This window comes from Nocardioides insulae DSM 17944, assembly GCF_000422825.1.
Classification (GTDB): Bacteria; Actinomycetota; Actinomycetes; order Propionibacteriales; family Nocardioidaceae; genus Nocardioides; species Nocardioides insulae.
Map to the genome: position 1 here is coordinate 270,175 of NZ_AUGU01000014.1, position 16,823 is coordinate 286,997.

Genomic DNA, 16,823 nt, shown 5'->3' on the forward strand with positions numbered 1-16,823 from the left:
GCAACTGAACGGTCTGGGAGGCGCAACTGAACGGTCTGGGAGGCCCAACTCAACGGTGAGGAACGTAGGGGCCACCAGGAAGAGGAAGGAGCCCCGCGCCGGTCTCCCCGAGGTGGGGGGGCGGGGCTCCTTCCGGTTCAGACGGTCACCGAGTCGAGCAGTGACCGACGTGGGTCAGGCCTCCTCGTCGCCTCGCTTGCGACCGGCGACGAGGAACACCCCACCTGCCAGGAGCAGGGCCAGGCCGAGCAGGCCGGCGACCGGGAGCCAGGGGCTCGAGCCGGTGTCGGGGAGGCCCCCGGCGTTCGGGCCGTCCCCGCCATCGCCACCATTGCCGTTGTTGCCACCGTTCGGACCGGGGCCGGGAGGCGGCGGCTTCGGGAACTCGTTGACCACGTCGAGGGTGACCCGCTCGCCGTCCCCGACCGTCACCACGCCGACCGTCGGGTCGCCGTCGTTCGGGGTGATGGTGACCGACTCGGCGCCGCCGTCACGGGTCTCGGTGAGGGTGCACTCGGCACCGGTCGGGAGATCCGCGTAGGTCACGCTCTGGCCCTGCTGGATGGTGCGCTCGGCACCGTCCGGGATGTCGACATCGGTGGCGGTGCCGTCGACGTCGTAGGTGCAGGCCAGCTCGACGTCGTAGGGACCGTTGCCGGGACCGACGACCGTCTTGTTCACCCTGATCGAACCCGTGTCGAAGGTGTTGGTGACCTCGAACTGCATCGGCTCGACCAGCGGCTCACCCTCGCCCGGCTCCTCGTTCGGCACCGGCAGCACGGTGAACTCGCTGACCTCGTTGCCGTCCGCATCGGTGATCACCGAGGAGTTGGCACCTCCGGTCGCGGTCTCCTCGATGGTGCAGTTGGAGCCGATCAGGAGCGGGTCGTACGTCGCGGTGTAGTCGTTGTCGGCCGACAACTCCCGCGTCGCTCCACCCGGCGTGTTGAGCGGCTGCTCCTCACCGTTGACGTCGGTGTAGGTGCACTCCACGGTCACCTCGAACGGCCCGGCGCCGTAGAGCTCGGCACCCGACCCCTCGATCACCTTGGTGATGGTCGCCTGGCCCGCGCCGAAGAAGTTGGTCACCACGACCCGCTTGGTCTCCGGCTCGTGGTTCTCGTCGGCGGTGATCGTCACCGTCTGTGGAGTGACGATGTGCGCGTTGGCCGCGCCGTCGTCCGGCTCGGTCACGGTGCACACGGCGCCGGCCGCGATGTTGTCGACCTGGTAGTCCATCACGTCGTTCTCGACGTTGTCCTCGTCCGGCAGGACGATCTCGTCGTCCTCGTAGACCACCGTGCCGGGCGCCGGGTGGGAGGCGTCGGTGAGGGTGCAGGTCACTGCGAAGGTGAACGGGCCCTGGGCGATGTCGTACTCCTGCACCGCCTCCGGCACGAACTTGCGCAGGTGCAGCGAGCCGACGTCGTAGGAGTTGGTCACCGTCACGAAGTTCTGCGGGTCAGGCGCGTCGTCGGCCGGGATCGTGACCGTGCGGGGTGCGACGGTGGTGGCCGCCGCATCAGCTTTGTCGGGCTCGGTGGTGATGCACCGGGCACCCACCGGGAGACCCTCGATCGTCCAGAGCTCCCCGTCGGTGATGGTGTGAGTCATCGGGCTCTCATCGAAGCCGTTGCCGACGACCGTGCCGCCGCCGTAGCGGCAGGTGACCGAGACCTCGAACGGGCCGTAGGTGATCGGGTTGCCGTCAGCGTCCAGCGCGTGAGTCTCAACCGTCTTGGTCACCGACATCTCGCCCACGTCGAAGGTGTTGGTCGCGGTGACGATCACCGGGGCCTCGGGACCACCGGCGTCGATGGTGACCTCCTCGGGATCGACTTCGCTGCTGGTCGCCCCGCCGTTCGCCGTCTCCTCGATGTCACACACGGCACCGGTCGGCAGATTGTCGATCTGTGCGGTGTTCGCGGTCACGGTGCCGTCCTCGGCCACCTCGGGCGTGATGGTGACGACATCGTCATAGACCGTGACGCCGTTGGGGTGGGACGGGTCGGTCAGGGTGCAGGTGACCTGGAACCGGAACGGCCCATTGGCGAGCTGCGGGTTGTTGTCCAACGCGTCGCCGGTCGACTCCTTGGTGAGCTCCAGGGAACCGACGGTGAAGGTGTTGGTCACCGTGACGACCTGGGTCGGGTCCGTGTTCGGTCCGATGACGACCGGTTCGACCGGGTCGATGCTGCTGTCCGCAGCCCCCGCGTCGTCGCTCTCCACGGTGGTGCACTCCGCGCCGATCGGCAGCCCGGTGATCGTGTAGGTGTTGCCCGGGTTGAGGGTGAACACCATCGGGCTCCCGCTGAAGCCGTTGCCCCAGACCTCGTTGCCCTGGTAGGTGCAGGTCACCGTCATCTCGTAGGGGCCGCCGTAGACGATCGGGTTGCCGTCCTGGTCCTGGGCCCCGCCGTTGTCGACCTCCTTGGTGACCGCCATGCCGCCGGCATCGAAGACGTTGGTGGCGGTGACCTCGGCGGTGGTGCCGTCTCCGACGGTGATCTGCTCCGGGTCCACCGAAGAGGTGGTGGCGCCACCGTTGTCGGTCTCCGCGATGTCGCAGACCGCGCCGGTCGGCAGGTCGTCGATCTGGTAGTCCATGTCGTCGTTGTCGACGTTGTCCTCGTCCGGCAGCACGATGTCGCTGTCGTAGACGGTGGCGCCGTCGGGGCGGGTGGGATCGGTGTAGGTGCAGGTCACGTGGAAGGTGAACGGACCGTCGGCCAGCGACGGGTCGTTGCCCAGGGCCGGCCCCGTCGACTCCTTGAGGAGATGCAGCGAGCCGTCGGTGAAGACGTTCTCGACCTCGACCTCGACCGGGTTGCCCGGGTCGCCGTCGGCGTCCTCCCGGGAACCGATGGTGACCTGGGCACCCGGGGTGTCGGGATCGGCGTCGGGCGTGAGGTTGACGCTCGCTGCTCCGGCATTGTCCGGCTCGGTGATCGTGCACTCCGCCCCGGTCGGCAGGCCCTCGAAGTCGACGGTCTCGCCGTCCTCGATGGTGGCGGTCATCGGGTTGTCGGCGTCGTAGCCCTCGGCCCAGACCTCCTCGCCGAGGAAGGTACAGGTGACCGCCACGTCGAAGGGACCGTAGGTGAGCGGGTCGCCGTCGGCGTCCACCGCGTCGGAGGAGACGGCCTTGGTGACCGCGAGGTCGCCGAGGGTGAAGACGTTCTCGACGGAGATCAGGTTGATCGCGTCGTCGGGCTCGGTGCTGTCGACGGTGACGGTGCCGATGACCTCGTCGAACTGGCCCTGATCGGTCTCGGTGGCGGTGCACTCCGAACCCCAGGGCAGCCCGTCGACCACCACCGGGTCGGCACCCGGGGTGAGCGTGACCTCGTCGATGTTGCCGACATCGGCGGCGTCCGGGTCGACGGTGCAGGTCGGCTGCACGACGAACTCGTCGGGAGCGTACGCCGCCCCCTCACCGGTCACGGTCTTCTCCAACTGGATCGGACCGGTCGGGTAGGTGATGCCGACCTTGCGGCCCTCCGAGGGCAGGATCCGGGCCCGGGCGCCGTTGTCGTTGGAGACGCCGCTGGTGGCGATCGTGTTCCAGGCGACGGGGAAGGTGCTGTCTACCCGATCGGTCGGGGTGGTGGTGGTCCTGGCTTGAAGAGTCACGCTGTCGCCCGGCTGGAAGAGGTCGTCCTCGGGGAAGGTCAGCACGACCATCAGGGACGCAACGGTCGCCGGATCGACGGAGCCGTCGTAGGGCAGCCAGGACCCGGCTGGGCAGTCGCCGCCACCGATGGGGTCGTCGACCGGCTCGGTGCACGGGTCGTGAGAGGTGGAGTAGAAGGCCTGCGCGCCGATGTCCTCCACCGGTGTACCCGTGGAGTCCACGAGGGTGAGGGTGTCGGCGAAGGTCGGGGTCCACTCCGATCCTCGAGGTAGGTCCACGATCACGCCAGTGTCCCCGGTGTGCGGGAGGTCGTCGATCGCGACCAGTTCGTCGATCGGCAGCGTGCCGGAGTTGGTGATCGTGTACCGCCAGGTCTCGGTGTCACCCGGATAGGTGACCGGCACGCACGGAGAGCGGTAGAACCCGTCCGCGTCGGCGGCCGTGTCGCAGTAGTCGTCGGGGAGCTCGGTGCCGTCCGGCACGAGACTCTCGTCCAGCCAGACCTCCGGGATGCCCTCCTCCTCGACCGGGACGTCGGCGCGGACCTTCTTCACCGTGCTCAGCGCGGCCACACGGACCGGGGAGACCGAGGTGTCGTCCCAGCATTCGCCGGTGTCAGCGTCGTAGTTGGGCGAACAGGCATCCGGATCGAAGGGCTCATCGGCGATCACGGTGTCGGTGTTGGTGACCACATCGTCAGGGGTCAGACCGGGCCGCAGCATCAGGTCGATGGTGATGGTGTAGGTCTGGCCGGGCTCCAGCACCGTGCCCTCGGGCATGGCGAAGGTGATGGTGTCGCCGTCCTCGGTGATCTCGATCGGCGGTGAGGTCGTGGGCAACGGGTCGCCGTTGGGCGGGGCCGGGGCATCGCCGCTGAGCTCGAAGCTGTACGGCGTGGAGCCGGGCGCGGCATCCGGGTCGAAGATGAGCTGGTTGCCATCGGCATCCGAGGGCAACACATCGGTGAAGACCGGGTTGGTCAGCGGCGCTTCACCGGTGTTGGTGTAGGTGAGGGTGAACGGGATCGCCTGGCCCGGCTGCACCTGCCCTGCCGGTGTCTTGTCGACCTCGACCCCGACGATCAGGTGTTCGTAGGTGTAGGTCGCGTCGGCACTGTCCTCGTCAGTGAGCCGGAGCGGGTCGCCGTTCTCGTCGATCCCCACCTGCACGGACTCGCCGTTGACGTCGACGGTGTCGGTGAAGACACCGGCGTCGCTCTCGCCCGGGGCTGCGACGCTGTCCGACCGGGTGGTGGGCACCGGACCGCCGGAGCGGAGGTCCTCTCGGCGCTCGACCTGGAACGGGACCTGGATGTGGGGGTGGGCCGGGTTCTGCCAGCCGGTCTCGTCGCCGGCCATGAACCGGAACCGGAGTCCGTGGACGTCGGCGGCCGGGGCCGCGGCGATGAAGTCCTTGGCCTGCTGCAGGGTCAACTCGCTGTCGTCGAACGGCGGTCCATCGCCCGGGATCGGTTGGCAGGTCCAGTCGCCACCGACGGCCTCCTCGCCGCTCGCGACGTTGGCCGCGGTGAAGTCACCACCGGTCAGATAGCAGGCTTGGACGTGCTCGACGGGTTGGGGGAGGGCCCAGGAGGGGTCCATCTGGAGGAAGTCCATCGCGTTCCAGAAGCTGGCGTCGTCGTCCTCCAGCTGCTCGATGTAGGGACGGGTGGCACCGCTGCTCTGCTCGCCGATCGTCACCGTCACCGGGGAGTTGTCGCCCTCCTTCTGCGAGGCGGGTGAGATCGACTTGTCAGCGGCGATCTCGTAGCTGGCGTCCTCGAGGTCGATGGTGGCGGTGCCCTGGTCGCAGGCATAGCGGTCGCCCTGCGCCGGGGGGCAATCGCCGATCGGGTCGACATCGGCGACGATGCCCTGTGCGGTATCGGCGATCGGGCCGTCGTCGGTGGTGATCGGCGCACCGGTGGTGCGGTGGGTGGCTCGCAACCGGAGGTCCATCTCGAGGACGCCTTGGCCCCCGGTGACGATCCGGCCGTCGAAGAGCACCTGGACGGTCTGCACGCTGGTGCCGCCGGCACACGCCATCGTGGCGGGGGTGAGCGCCAGGGCCTCGTCACGGGTGAAGGTGGTGACGGTGTCGTCGACACACGTGATGGTCACGGTCGTGTCGGTCGCCCCCTCGGGCACCACGATGTCGGCGAAGCTGTTGAGATCGAAGTAGTCGAACGGGTCCTGGACGTCCGTGGACCCCGGAGCGGTGTCGGTGATCTGGAGTTGGTCGACCATCAGCGGGGTGGTGTTGATCGTGGTGACACTCACTCGGCTCAGCGGGTACTGGTCGGCGGGAGTACCGGGCTCCGGGACCGCCAGGGGACCGCCGCTCCAGGTCTTGTCGGTGGTGGAGGTGATCGGCACGTCGGTGATCACCACGTCATCGAAGTCGTCGGCGGAGACCGGTTCGGTACCGTCCTGCGGGTAGCCGGTGGCGTTGGCGGTGTTGCGCACCACGCCCGGGTCCGGCTGGTTGTAGTCGTCGACCGCCAACGCCGGTGAACCGTCGGACCGCTTGGTGTCGCGGATCTGCCAGACCAGCGTGACCTCGCGGTTGTTCTCGAGGGAGCGGGCCACCCCGGAACCGACAGGGGGAGCATCCAGGTCGCCGGCCGAGGTCTCGGCACGGGTCGGGCTCTCCGCGAAGGTCAATCGGACCGAGAGGGTCGAATCCTGCTCGGCGGCGGTGAGGTCCATGCCCGGGAAGGTTCCGTCACAGGCGCCCGGGCAAGGGTTGTTCGCAGCGGAGGTCCAGGAGGTGCCGTCCCACAGTTGGACGTCGGTGACCTGGTCGTAGGCGATGTAGGGGTCTGTCGCGTCGGTGATCGGGTCGATGCTGATCAGGTTGAAGGCGTCGTAGACGCTGTCGGCGACATCGGTGCCCTCCGGGTCCGCCACGTCGGTGATGTCGACGGTCGCCAGACCTGTTCGCCCCCCGGTGGACCAGAACAGGGTCGAGGGGATGGTGTCGCCGGAACGCTCGATGACCGACTTGACGCCTCCGGAACTGGAGGTGCCGAACTCCTTGTCGATCAGGTCGCCGCTGCCCTGGCCGTCGGTGGGCAGGATGTCGAGAGTGTCGCAGGCCGGGTCGGAGGTGCCCGTGGGAACCCCCGGATTGGGGCTGGACGCATCGGTGACGGCGCAGTTGGTGAGGACCGTGTCGGGCTCGTCCGGGTCGGTGTTGTACGGCGGCTGGAAGTAGCGGCCGTCATCGCGCAGAGAGACGGTGAAGTTCGGTTCCAGGTCGGTGCCGGGCGGGAACCCGTCACCATCACCCGTGTATTCGTAGTCGAAGCGGACACCGCCGGCGACCTCGGAGATATCGGCGGGTACGTCGTAGGCGAAGGCGGCCTCGGGTCCGTCGACCGGACCGGTCAGGACCTTCCAGCCGTCGCCTTCCGGACCGCCGGTGGGATCGCTGGTGTCGTAGTAGTAGATGGTCAGTGAGGCGTCGGAGGGGATCGGGGTCGCGGTGATCGACTCGAGGTCGAACGCGTTCCAGAACTCGTCACCCTCGATCGGCTCGGAGGGGTCCTGCAGCACGATGTGGTCGGCATCTCCGGTGCTGCCCTCGGGGGTCTCCGGCGGATCGGGTCGCTCGGTGGTGCCCCCTTGGAGGGTCACGGTCGCGATCTGGCCGGGGACGTCGACGATCTGCCCGGGCCGGATCTGCTTGTCGACGTACGGCTCGATGGTCTCGTCGTAGATGTACAGGTCGGCGTCGGCGGTGGCGTCGTCGGTGACACCGTCGTTGTCCCCCTCGACGGCCACCTCGTTGTTGACCGTGTCGGGCAGGGTGGGAAGGTCGGCGTCGGTGTCGACGTCGAACGCCGCGGAGGCGGAGGCCTCCGCGCCCGGCTGGATGTCGCCCTCGAAGACGAGCTGGAAGGACGTCACCGACTCCGGCCCACCCGCCGGCGGGTCCGGGACCTCACCGTCGCCGAAGGTGACCTCCTCACCGGAGGGCTGGTAGATCACGGTGCCGCTGGTGGCGCCCTCGGGGTAGGTGATGCCGGTGGAGAAGCCGCCGAAGGTGTACTCCGCCGGGAAGGAACCGGTGGACGGCTCGGTGATGGTCATCGAGTCGATCGGGAACGGCGAGGTGTTGGTGCCGCCGATGGTCGCGGTGCTGGACTCGCCCGCGATCACCACCTCGGGGTCGAAGGACTTGCTCGCTTCGACACTGACGTCGTTCGCCTGGAAGGTGAAGTCCGCAGCCGCGGTGGCGGTGTCACTCTCACCGTCGAGCGTGACCTCGGACTGGACGTCGTTGTTCACTACGGTGTCCTCGGGGAGCGCTGCGGCCTCCTCCGTGGTCTCCAGCGCCAGGTCGACCGAGGCACTCTCCCCGGGCGGGATGGCACCGGTGAAGGTGACTCGGGTGCCGAGCACCTCGGTGCCCGCGGGCGGTGTGTAGTCGGCGTCGACCACGGTCCAGCCGCCCGGCTCGATGTAGACCTCGTAGGTGGTCTCGGTCGTGCCCTCGGGGGGCGTGACGGTGCCGAAGCCGGTGAAGCCGAGGTAGGTGAACGGATTGGGGGTGGCGGTGGGGTCGACCGGATCCTGGATCACCAGGGTGTCCACGGTGGCGTTGGAGTCGTTGGTGCCGCCGAGATCGGCGGTCACGGGCGTGCCGGCAGCAGCGAGGGCGGAGGTCGGGTCGAGGGTCTTCGTGGCGCTGGTGTCGAGATCCAGGGGCACGTTGATGACCACGTCGGTGGAGGCGTCCACGTCCTCGGCGTTGGTAGCCTCCGCCCAGGCGTTGTTGGTGATGGTCTGGCCGTTGTAGTCGTAGGGGACGTCCTCGGGCACCTGGACGGTGACCTCGATCTGGCTGGTGGTGTTGTCGAGCATGCCGGTGGCGCCGGCGCCGATGTCCTCGTTCCAGTTCACCCGGAAGTTCTGGCCGTCGATGATCGGCTCTTCCGAGTCGTTAGGGCCCGAGGGCACCACGTCCACGATGGTGAGGGGCTCGGGGACGTCGTCGGTGGTGATCGCGCCGCGGCAGCCGACGTCGCTGATCGCCGAGCAGCTCACGTTGATGGAGTAGGTGAAGGTGTCGCCCGGCCCCACGGGTCCCGGTGTGGAGGCGGTCTTGGTGATGTCCAGCACCGCTGTCACGTCGTCCGGCGCCGGATCAGGGAGTACAGGGTCTGCGGAGGCGGGCACGACGGCCAGCCCCATCACGACGAGCCCTGCGAGCAGGAGGACGATCCAACGGCGAAGCACGTAACAGCCCCTTGAGGTCGCTTAGCACGCGTGCCTTCCAGTCGCACGCGTACCTTGAAAGTACCGTAAATTGGGCCTGAGAGCTTCCCTAGAACCCACTGAGCCATGCGCGCGTCGACAGGTCGATCCCCTGCCCGTCGCAGGTGCGGACGACAGCGTCGAAATCGTCCCGGAACGCCGATCGAGCCGGCGTACAGGTACGCCGACTCGATCGGGTGTTGCTGGGGGCGAGCGGTCCGGGGCGGACCCGGGCCAAGGCAGTGTCTCGGCCGGTGGGTGACGTGCCGGACCGCTCGGTGTCCGGGCGGGTCAGACCGCCGCGGCCCGCTTGTCGCTGAGGGGGGCGCCGGTCTTCTCGACGGCCTCCTCGAAGGTGACCTCGGGGGCCAGCTCGACCACGGCGAAGCCGTCCCCGGTGACGTCGAAGACGCCGAGGTCGGTGATCACGCGCTGGACGACGCCGCGGCCGGTGAGCGGCAGGTCGCAGCTGGTCACCAGCTTGTGGCCGCCCTTCTTGGTGACGTGGTCCATCAGCACGATGATGTGGCGGGCGCCGGAGACGAGGTCCATGGCGCCGCCCATGCCCTTGACCATCGCGCCGGGGACCATCCAGTTGGCGAGGTCGCCGTTGACCGCGACCTGCATCCCGCCGAGGACGGCGACGTCGATGTGGCCGCCGCGGATCATCGCGAAACTGGTGGCCGAGTCGAAGAACGACGAGCCGGGCAGCACCGAGACGGTCTGCTTGCCGGCGTTGATCAGGTCGGGGTCGACCTCGTCGTCGTAGGGGAACGGGCCGACGCCGAGGATGCCGTTCTCGGCGTGCAGGGTGACCGTCGATCCCTCGGGGATGTAGCCGGGGATCAGGGTCGGCAGGCCGATGCCGAGGTTGACGTAGTCGCCGTCGTGCAGCTCCTGGGCGGCACGGGCGGCCATCTGGTCACGGTTCCAGGACATGTCAGGACTCCTGCGAGGGCTGGGAGGGACGGGGACGGGTGGTGCGCTGCTCGATGTCCTTGCGCTCGGCCTGCTCGGGGGTGAGCTCGACGACGCGCTGGACGAAGATGCCGGGGAGGTGGACCTCGTCGGGGCCGATCTCGCCGATCTCGACGACCTGCTCGGCCTCGACGACGGTGATCCGGCCGGACATCGCGACGGGCACGTTGAAGTTGCGGGCCGCGGCATGGAAGACGCAGTTGCCGGCCCGGTCGACCTTGGCGGCGCGGATCAGGGCGTAGTCGGCGACGATGCCCTCCTCGAGCACCATCTCCTTGCCGTCGAAGGTGCGCACCTCCTTGGCCGGGGACTCCTCGACGACGTTGCCCTCGGCGTCGTAGCGCCACGGCAGGCCGCCCTCGGCGACCAGGGTGCCGACCCCGGTGGGGGTGTAGAACGCGCCGATGCCCGAGCCGCCGGCACGCAGCCGCTCGGCCAGGGTGCCCTGCGGGGTGAGCTCCACGGTGAGTTCGCCGGAGAGGTACTGCCGCGCGAACTCCTTGTTCTCGCCCACGTAGGAGGCGATCACGCGGGAGATCCTGCGGCCCTCGAGCAGCAGCCCGAGGCCGGCGCCGTCGACGCCGCAGTTGTTGGAGACGACCTCCAGGTCGCCGGCGCCCTGCTCGAGGAGGGCCTCGATGAGGAACCACGGGATGCCGGCGAGGCCGAAGCCGCCCACGGCGAGGCTGGAGCCTGCCGGGATGTCGGCGACCGCCTCCGCTGCGGAGGGGACGAGCTTGTCGAGAGTCATGACTGCTCCTGCTGGTTGAGAAGGTGCTCGATCAGAGCGGGGGTGATGGTGTCGGGCTGCTCGGCGGGCGCAAGATGCGCGGAGTCCGGTACGACGAGCAGACGGGCCTCGGGGATGCCGTCGGCGATCACCTGGAGCCACGCCGGCGGGGTGGCCTGGTCGTCGGCGCCGGCGACCACCAGGGTCGGTGCGGCGATGCCGGCCAGGTCGGGCCGCAGGTCGAGGACGCCGATCGCGTCGCAACAGCCGGCGTACCCCTCGACGGGGGTGTCGGCGATCATCGCCTGGTAGTAGGCGTGCTCCTCGGGGTGATCGGCGTACCACCCGGGGCTGAACCAGCGCTGGACGACGGCGGGGGCCACCGCGCCGGTGCCCTCCGCCCGGACCAGCGTGGCCCGGTCGACCCACGCCTGCTCGGGGTCGAACTTCGCCGCGGTGCAGAACAGTGCCAGCCGGTCGACCCGCTCCGGGTTGCGGGCGGCGACCCGCATCGCGGTGGCACCGCCGAGGGAGAGTCCGACGACGTGCGCGCGAGCGATGCCGTAGCGGTCGAGGACGCCGACCAGGTCGTCGGCGAGGTCGTCGATCGTGTACGGCCCGGCCGGGACGGGCGAGACGCCGTGGCCACGGGTGTCGTAGCGGACCACTCGGAAGTGCTCCTCCAGGGCGGTCACCTGGGCGTCCCACATGGCGTGGGTGGAGCCGAGCGAGTTGGACAGGATCACCGCCGGGGCGTCGGCCCGGCCGGTGACGACGGCGTGCACGTCGACCGCGCTCATCGGACCGCCTCGAAGACCGCGGCCAGGCCCTGCCCGCCGCCGATGCACATCGTCTCCAGGACGTAGCGGGCCTCGCGGCGCTGCGCCTCGCGGGCGGCGGTGGCCAGGATCCGGGCACCGGTGGCGCCGATCGGGTGGCCGAGCGAGATGCCTGAGCCGTTGGGGTTGAGCCGCTCGTCGGTGGCGTCGATCTTCCACTCCCGCAGCACCGCGAGCACCTGCGCGGCGAAGGCCTCGTTGAGCTCGATCAGGTCGATCTGGTCCAGGGTGAGGCCGGCCCGGTCGAGGGCGGCCGCGCTGGCGCCGACCGGACCGATCCCCATCGTCTCGGGGGCGCACCCGGTGACCGCCCAGGACTTGAGCGCGAGCAGAGGTGTGAGCCCCTTCTGCTCGGCGATCTCACGGGTGGTCACCACGCACATCGCGGCGCCATCGTTCTGACCCGAGGCGTTCGCCGCGGTCACGGTGGCCTCGGGGTCGATCCTGGACCGGATGGCACGCAGGGTGGACAGCTTCTCCACGGTCGCGTCGCCGCGGGGGTGCTCGTCGCGGTCGATGACCACGTCGGGCTTCCCGCGCTTGCCCGCGATCGTGACCGGCACGAGCTCCTCGGCGAACCTGCCGGCCTCGTGGGCGGCGACGGCGCGCAGGTTGGAGCGTACGGCGAGCTCGTCCTGCTCCTCGCGGCTGATGGCGTACTGCTGGCGGAGGTTCTCCGCGGTCTCGATCATGCCGCCGGAGATCGGGTGGCTCAGCCCGCCGGCGGTCTCCCGGGCGCGGTCGAGGCGGTCCATCAGGTTGATGCCGCCCTGCTTGACGCCGGTGCGCAGCCCGAGGGCGTAGTGCTCGACGTTGGACATCGACTCCGCCCCGCCGGCCACGACGACCTTCGCGGCGCCGGTGGCGACCTGGGCGGCGGCGTACAGCACGGCCTGGAGGCCGGAGCCGCAGCGGCGGTCGATCTGGAGGCCGGGTACGCCGGTGCCGAGGCCGGCGTCGAGCGCGGCGATCCGGCCGATGGCGGGATTCTCGCCGCTGGCGTAGCCGTTGCCCAGGACGACGTCGTCGACGTCCCCCTCGCCGAGACCGGTGCGAGCGACGAGCTCCTTGAGGACGAGGGTGGCGAGCTCGGCGGCCGAGAGGGAGGCCAGAGCGCCACCGAAGCGGCCGACCGGGGTACGGATCGGCTCGCAGATCACGATGTCGTGGGAACTCATGCCGCGACTCTATGTCGGGCCACTGTGACGTGTGAAAGACTCATTCGATGCGGATTGAGAGGCAGTAGATATTGGAGCTGCGTCACCTGCGATATTTCGTCGCCGTCGCCGAAGAACTTCACTTCGGTCGGGCCGCGGCCCGGCTGCACATGGCCCAGCCCCCGCTGTCCCAGGCGATCCGCCAACTCGAGGCCGAGCTGGGGGTGGAGCTGCTGCGGCGCAGCACCCGACGGGTCGAGCTGACCGAGGCCGGCACCCGCTACCTCGACCGCGCGCACGGGATCCTCGGCCGGATCGACGCCGCCGGCGAGGAGGCCCGCCGCTACGCCTCCGGCCATGCCGGACACCTCACCCTCGGCTGCGTCGGTTCCGCCACCTACTCGCTGCTGCCCGCGCTGGCCCGCGCGCTGCGCGAGGAACTGCCCGGACTGGAGGTGACCTTCCGCGGCGAGATGCTCGTCCCCGAACTCGTCACTGCGCTGGAGAACCACGAGATCGACCTCGCCATCATGCGCCCGCCGGTCGACGTCAGCCGGATCAACCTGCGCACCGTACGCCGCGACCGGCTCATCGTCGTGCTGCCCGAGGGGCACCGGCTCACCCGGCGTACCGTCCTGCGGATCCAGGACCTTCGTGCCGAGGACCTGGTGATGCACAGCGGCGGCTCGGTGATGAACGACCTGGTGCTCCAGCTCATCCGCACCGCCGGCTTCGTGCCCCGGATCCGGCACGAGGTGGGGGAGACCTCGACGCTGGTCACCTTCGTGGCCGCCGGGCTCGGGATCGCGGTGGCCCCCGACACCGTGGCCGAACTCGGGGTCAGCGGTGCGACCTACCGACCGCTGCTCCCCGAGGGCCTCGGCGTCGACCTGGTTGCCGGCACCCGCGCGGGCGACGAGTCGCCCCAGGTCGTCCGGGCGCTGGAGGTGCTACGCCGGCTGGTACGACGCTGACCGGCTGACCGCTGTTCGGTCGGGAGGCCTCAATCGATCAGGTCGTCCAGTGCCCTCCCCACCAGGTCGGCACGCTCCTCATCCGAGGTCAGCTGCTCCAGGCCGAAGCCCAACAGCAGCGTGTCGTCGGTGGCGGTCGCGGCGTAATTGGTCGCCGCTTCGGCCCCGAGTTCCCAGGCCGCCGCCGACGTCGGGCTCCCCGTGGGCGCGGTACCGATGGTCCAGTCGCTCGCCGCCGCGTCCTCGAAGCCGTCGGCGTCGTCGACCCCGTCGACCACCACGTGGGTGTCGTCGACGAAGACCCCGATCTCGCCCGAGTTCGGGTCGCTCACGTAGCTGATCGAGACCTCGACGTCACCGCCCGCGAACCCGCTCAGGTCGTAGCCGACCTGGCTCCATCCGCCGCTGTCACCGGACAGGGCGTTCCAGTCGCCGGTCGTGCCCGGTGGCGTGCAGTCGGCGCCGAGGTAGCTCACCAGGAACGGGTGCAGGGCCAGCAGGAACGGGTTGGTCGTGCACTCGGCCGGCGGCTCCGAGGAGGTCGCCCCGCCGACCTCGGGCAGCGTGGTCCATTCCTCGCTCCCCGCCGGGCGCGCCTCCACGATCACCTGGTCGTAGCCCGGCTCGACGGAGTAGGAGAGCTGGAAGTCGAGCTCGGCGCTCGCCCCCGTCGGCACCGTGACGGTCCGGGTCAGTCGCGCGTACGACGCATCCTCGTGCAGCACCCGCGCGAACCTGTCTCCCTCGATCGGCGCGTAGGGGCTGCCCTGAACGGAGGGGTACTCCGCCACGCCGGAGCTGGCGAATTGCGGGAACTCCCCGACCGGGAGCTCGTCGCTCGTCGGGGTCCACACGCCCGCCTCGTCGAGCGGGTTGGCACCCTCGACGACCGGCCCGCCGAGTTCGGCGGAGAAGCCGGTCAGCGGGTCCTCGGTGCCGGCCACGGAGGCCGGATCGGCCAGGTCCCGGCGACCGAACGCCCCGAGGTAGTACTGGCGGAAGTCGTCGGCCAGGATCAGGCAGTCCTCGAAGAACCCGTCGGAGCTGCCATCGGGCCGCGGGGAGACGACGCACTCCTCCTCGGGGGCACCGTTGAGCCCGTAGTAGAGCCCGCCCACCGAGGTGCTGATGCCCGCCAGGCCCTGGTATTGCGCGGTCTCGCCGGCGTGGAGCAGCTTGCCGCCGGCGTTGAGGTAGTCGCGCACCGCCAGGGTGAGGTACTGCTGGCGCTCGGCCACCGAGACGTCGGCCAGGTCGCCGAACGGCGTCGTGGTCAACTCGTCCTCGGGATCCTGGGTGATCCGGTTGTCGCCGAGGTACCACAGCACCGCGTCGTAGTGCGAGAGCACAGCAAGGTCGTGCGGCACACCCTGGGTGTCGACGTCCCAGACGTCTGCGGTGTAGCCAGCGGCCTCGACCGCAGCGACGTGGGCGTCGGCGTACTTCGGACCGGTCGTGCCCGCCGGATAGGTGGGGTTCACGCCGGTGTAGTCCTCGTTGGCGATCACCAGCACGTCGCTGCCGGTGTCGGCGGCGACCCGGTAGGTGAACCGGTTCGAGGAGACGAAGCCCTGACCCGGCAGGCGACCCGAGAACCACACCTGCACGCGGTCGCCGGGTTCGGCGAAGCGGACCTGGCCGCGGTACTCGGCGTAGTAGTCGTCGTTCTCGTCGCCGTAGCGTTCCCCGCCCGCCCATTCGGGGGCGGAGACGGTGCGGACCCGGCCGCCGTCGATGCGGTAGTTCATCTCCAGGCCCCGCAGCGCGCGCTTGGCGACGACGCCGACGGTCTGCGGGTCGCCGTAGGAGACCTCGAAGGTGTCCAGGACGAAGTCCGGTGCGTCTCGTCCGACCACGGAACTGGGGTCGTCGGGGTCGGCGGCGGACTCGGCCACGGACATCGCGAACGGGATGTTCTTCTCGAACTCGGCCTGGACCAGTTCCTCGTCGTCGGGGAACTCGAAACCGCTGCCGCACTCGGTGTCGACCCACTCGTCGTCCGGAACCGACTGGGCGGCCGCTGCACAGGTCGACATCTCGGGGGTGAACCCGAGCACGCCATGGCGCTCGGTGAGATCGGTGTCGGTGTCGCCGTTGGTGGTGTACAGCTCGGCGGAGATGTCGGGGTCGTAGCCCGGCACGGCCGGATCCTCGTCGTCGCCCGCCATGGTCTCGTAGATCACGTCGTCCGGCGTCGGGGTGGCGACCTGCCAGCCTGTGCCGTAGAGGAGCAGTTCGGCGGCGGAGTGGTAGTTGACCAGGAACTCCGGGCTGATCCGCTCGATGAAGTCGTCGAGGACGACGGTCTCCGGCTCCGAGGCCGGCCCGGCTCCGCGGTAGGTCTCACTGGCCGGGTTGGGCGATGAGCCCTCGTTGTCGTAACCCCACTTGGTGGGCCAGTTGCGGTTGAGGTCGACGCCGTCTCCGGGGGCGATCTGCCCGTCCGCGTTGTTGTCGCGCAGGTTCTTGCGCCACAGCCGCTGGCCGGGCTCGAAGGTGAAGTCGTAGCCGTCCGGGTTGGCGACCGGGACGAACCACAGTTCGGTCGTGCTCAGCAGCCGTCGGATCGAGCGGTCCTCGTAATAGCCGTCGATCACGTAGTTGGCCAGCCGCCGGGTCATCTCCGGCGTGATCCACTCCCGGGCGTGCTGGGCGGAGAGGTAGACCACGGCGGGACGTCGGCCGTCGACGGTACGGCGGGCGTTGCGGGTCACCTTGAGGGCGACGAGGTCCTCGCCGTTGAGGGTCTGCCCCAGCGTGACCAGCTTGGCGATCTGCTGGTTGCGCTGAGCCAGGACCTGGAACTCCCGCTTGAGGCCGTTGCGGCCGGCGTAGGTGCGCCACACCTCGTAGCCGTTCTCCTCGGCCAGGGTCGCGCGCTGGGTCACGGTCAGCCCGTCGATCCGCTTCGGCTCCAACTCGACGCCGCGGTCCTCGAGCCGCCGGGCCTGGTCACTGCTGAGGATCGCCTCGACCCGGACCTGCGACTTCTCCGCCCCTTCGGAGCGCCCCGCGGGTGCCCGGGTGACCTCGACGTCGTGTCGGTCGACACCGAGGTCGAGGATCTCCTCGAGCTGGTCGCCACCGACGAGGCCGGTGTAGACCTCCATCCGGTCCTCCGGAGGCGGGGCGGGTGGGGCGGCCCCGGCCGGCGGGACCACCAGCAGGCTCCCGGCGAGCACACCGGTGACGGACAGGGCGATGAGACTGCCGAGACGACGACGCATGACCAGCTCCGAGGGACAGCGTG

General features: G+C 69.7%; 7 protein-coding genes. 1 reads left to right on the forward strand and 6 read right to left on the reverse strand.

The genetic code is table 11. From position 1 onward, the window contains the following. Nucleotides 1-174 precede the first annotated feature (174 nt). From G515_RS0105565 to G515_RS0105585, 5 genes are all read right to left on the reverse strand, one after another. Complete coding sequence (locus G515_RS0105565) at nt 175-8,877, reverse strand: DUF5979 domain-containing protein (RefSeq protein WP_028659359.1); 8,703 nt, start codon at nt 8,875-8,877, stop codon at nt 175-177. 309 nt (nt 8,878-9,186) lie between these two features. Then, nucleotides 9,187-9,834 carry a CoA transferase subunit B gene (locus tag G515_RS0105570; protein WP_028659360.1) on the reverse strand — a complete coding sequence of 216 codons (648 nt, stop codon included), beginning with the start codon at nt 9,832-9,834 and terminating at the stop codon, nt 9,187-9,189. A gap of 1 nt (nt 9,835) precedes the next feature. Then, nucleotides 9,836-10,624 (reverse strand): CoA transferase subunit A, encoded by a 789-nt coding sequence (locus G515_RS0105575; RefSeq protein ID WP_028659361.1) that lies wholly within the window; start codon nt 10,622-10,624, stop codon nt 9,836-9,838. Continuing rightward, nucleotides 10,621-11,403: a 3-oxoadipate enol-lactonase gene (gene pcaD, locus G515_RS0105580; RefSeq protein WP_028659362.1), complete on the reverse strand. Its 783-nt coding sequence runs from the start codon at nt 11,401-11,403 to the stop codon at nt 10,621-10,623. Before pcaD ends, G515_RS0105575 begins: the two co-directional genes overlap by 4 nt. After that, nucleotides 11,400-12,620, reverse strand: a complete 1,221-nt coding sequence (locus tag G515_RS0105585; RefSeq protein WP_028659363.1) for an acetyl-CoA C-acetyltransferase — start codon at nt 12,618-12,620, stop codon at nt 11,400-11,402. The genes pcaD and G515_RS0105585 overlap by 4 nt, the downstream gene beginning before the upstream one ends. A gap of 71 nt (nt 12,621-12,691) precedes the next feature. Here G515_RS0105585 and G515_RS0105590 point away from each other — a divergent pair, with 71 nt between their 5' ends. Then, nucleotides 12,692-13,573: a LysR substrate-binding domain-containing protein gene (locus G515_RS0105590; RefSeq protein ID WP_028659364.1), complete on the forward strand. Its 882-nt coding sequence runs from the start codon at nt 12,692-12,694 to the stop codon at nt 13,571-13,573. A 29-nt stretch (nt 13,574-13,602) separates the two neighbouring features. Here G515_RS0105590 and G515_RS0105595 read toward each other — a convergent pair whose 3' ends face one another. After that, nucleotides 13,603-16,800: a M14 family metallopeptidase gene (locus tag G515_RS0105595; RefSeq protein ID WP_028659365.1), complete on the reverse strand. Its 3,198-nt coding sequence runs from the start codon at nt 16,798-16,800 to the stop codon at nt 13,603-13,605. Nucleotides 16,801-16,823 lie beyond the last annotated feature (23 nt).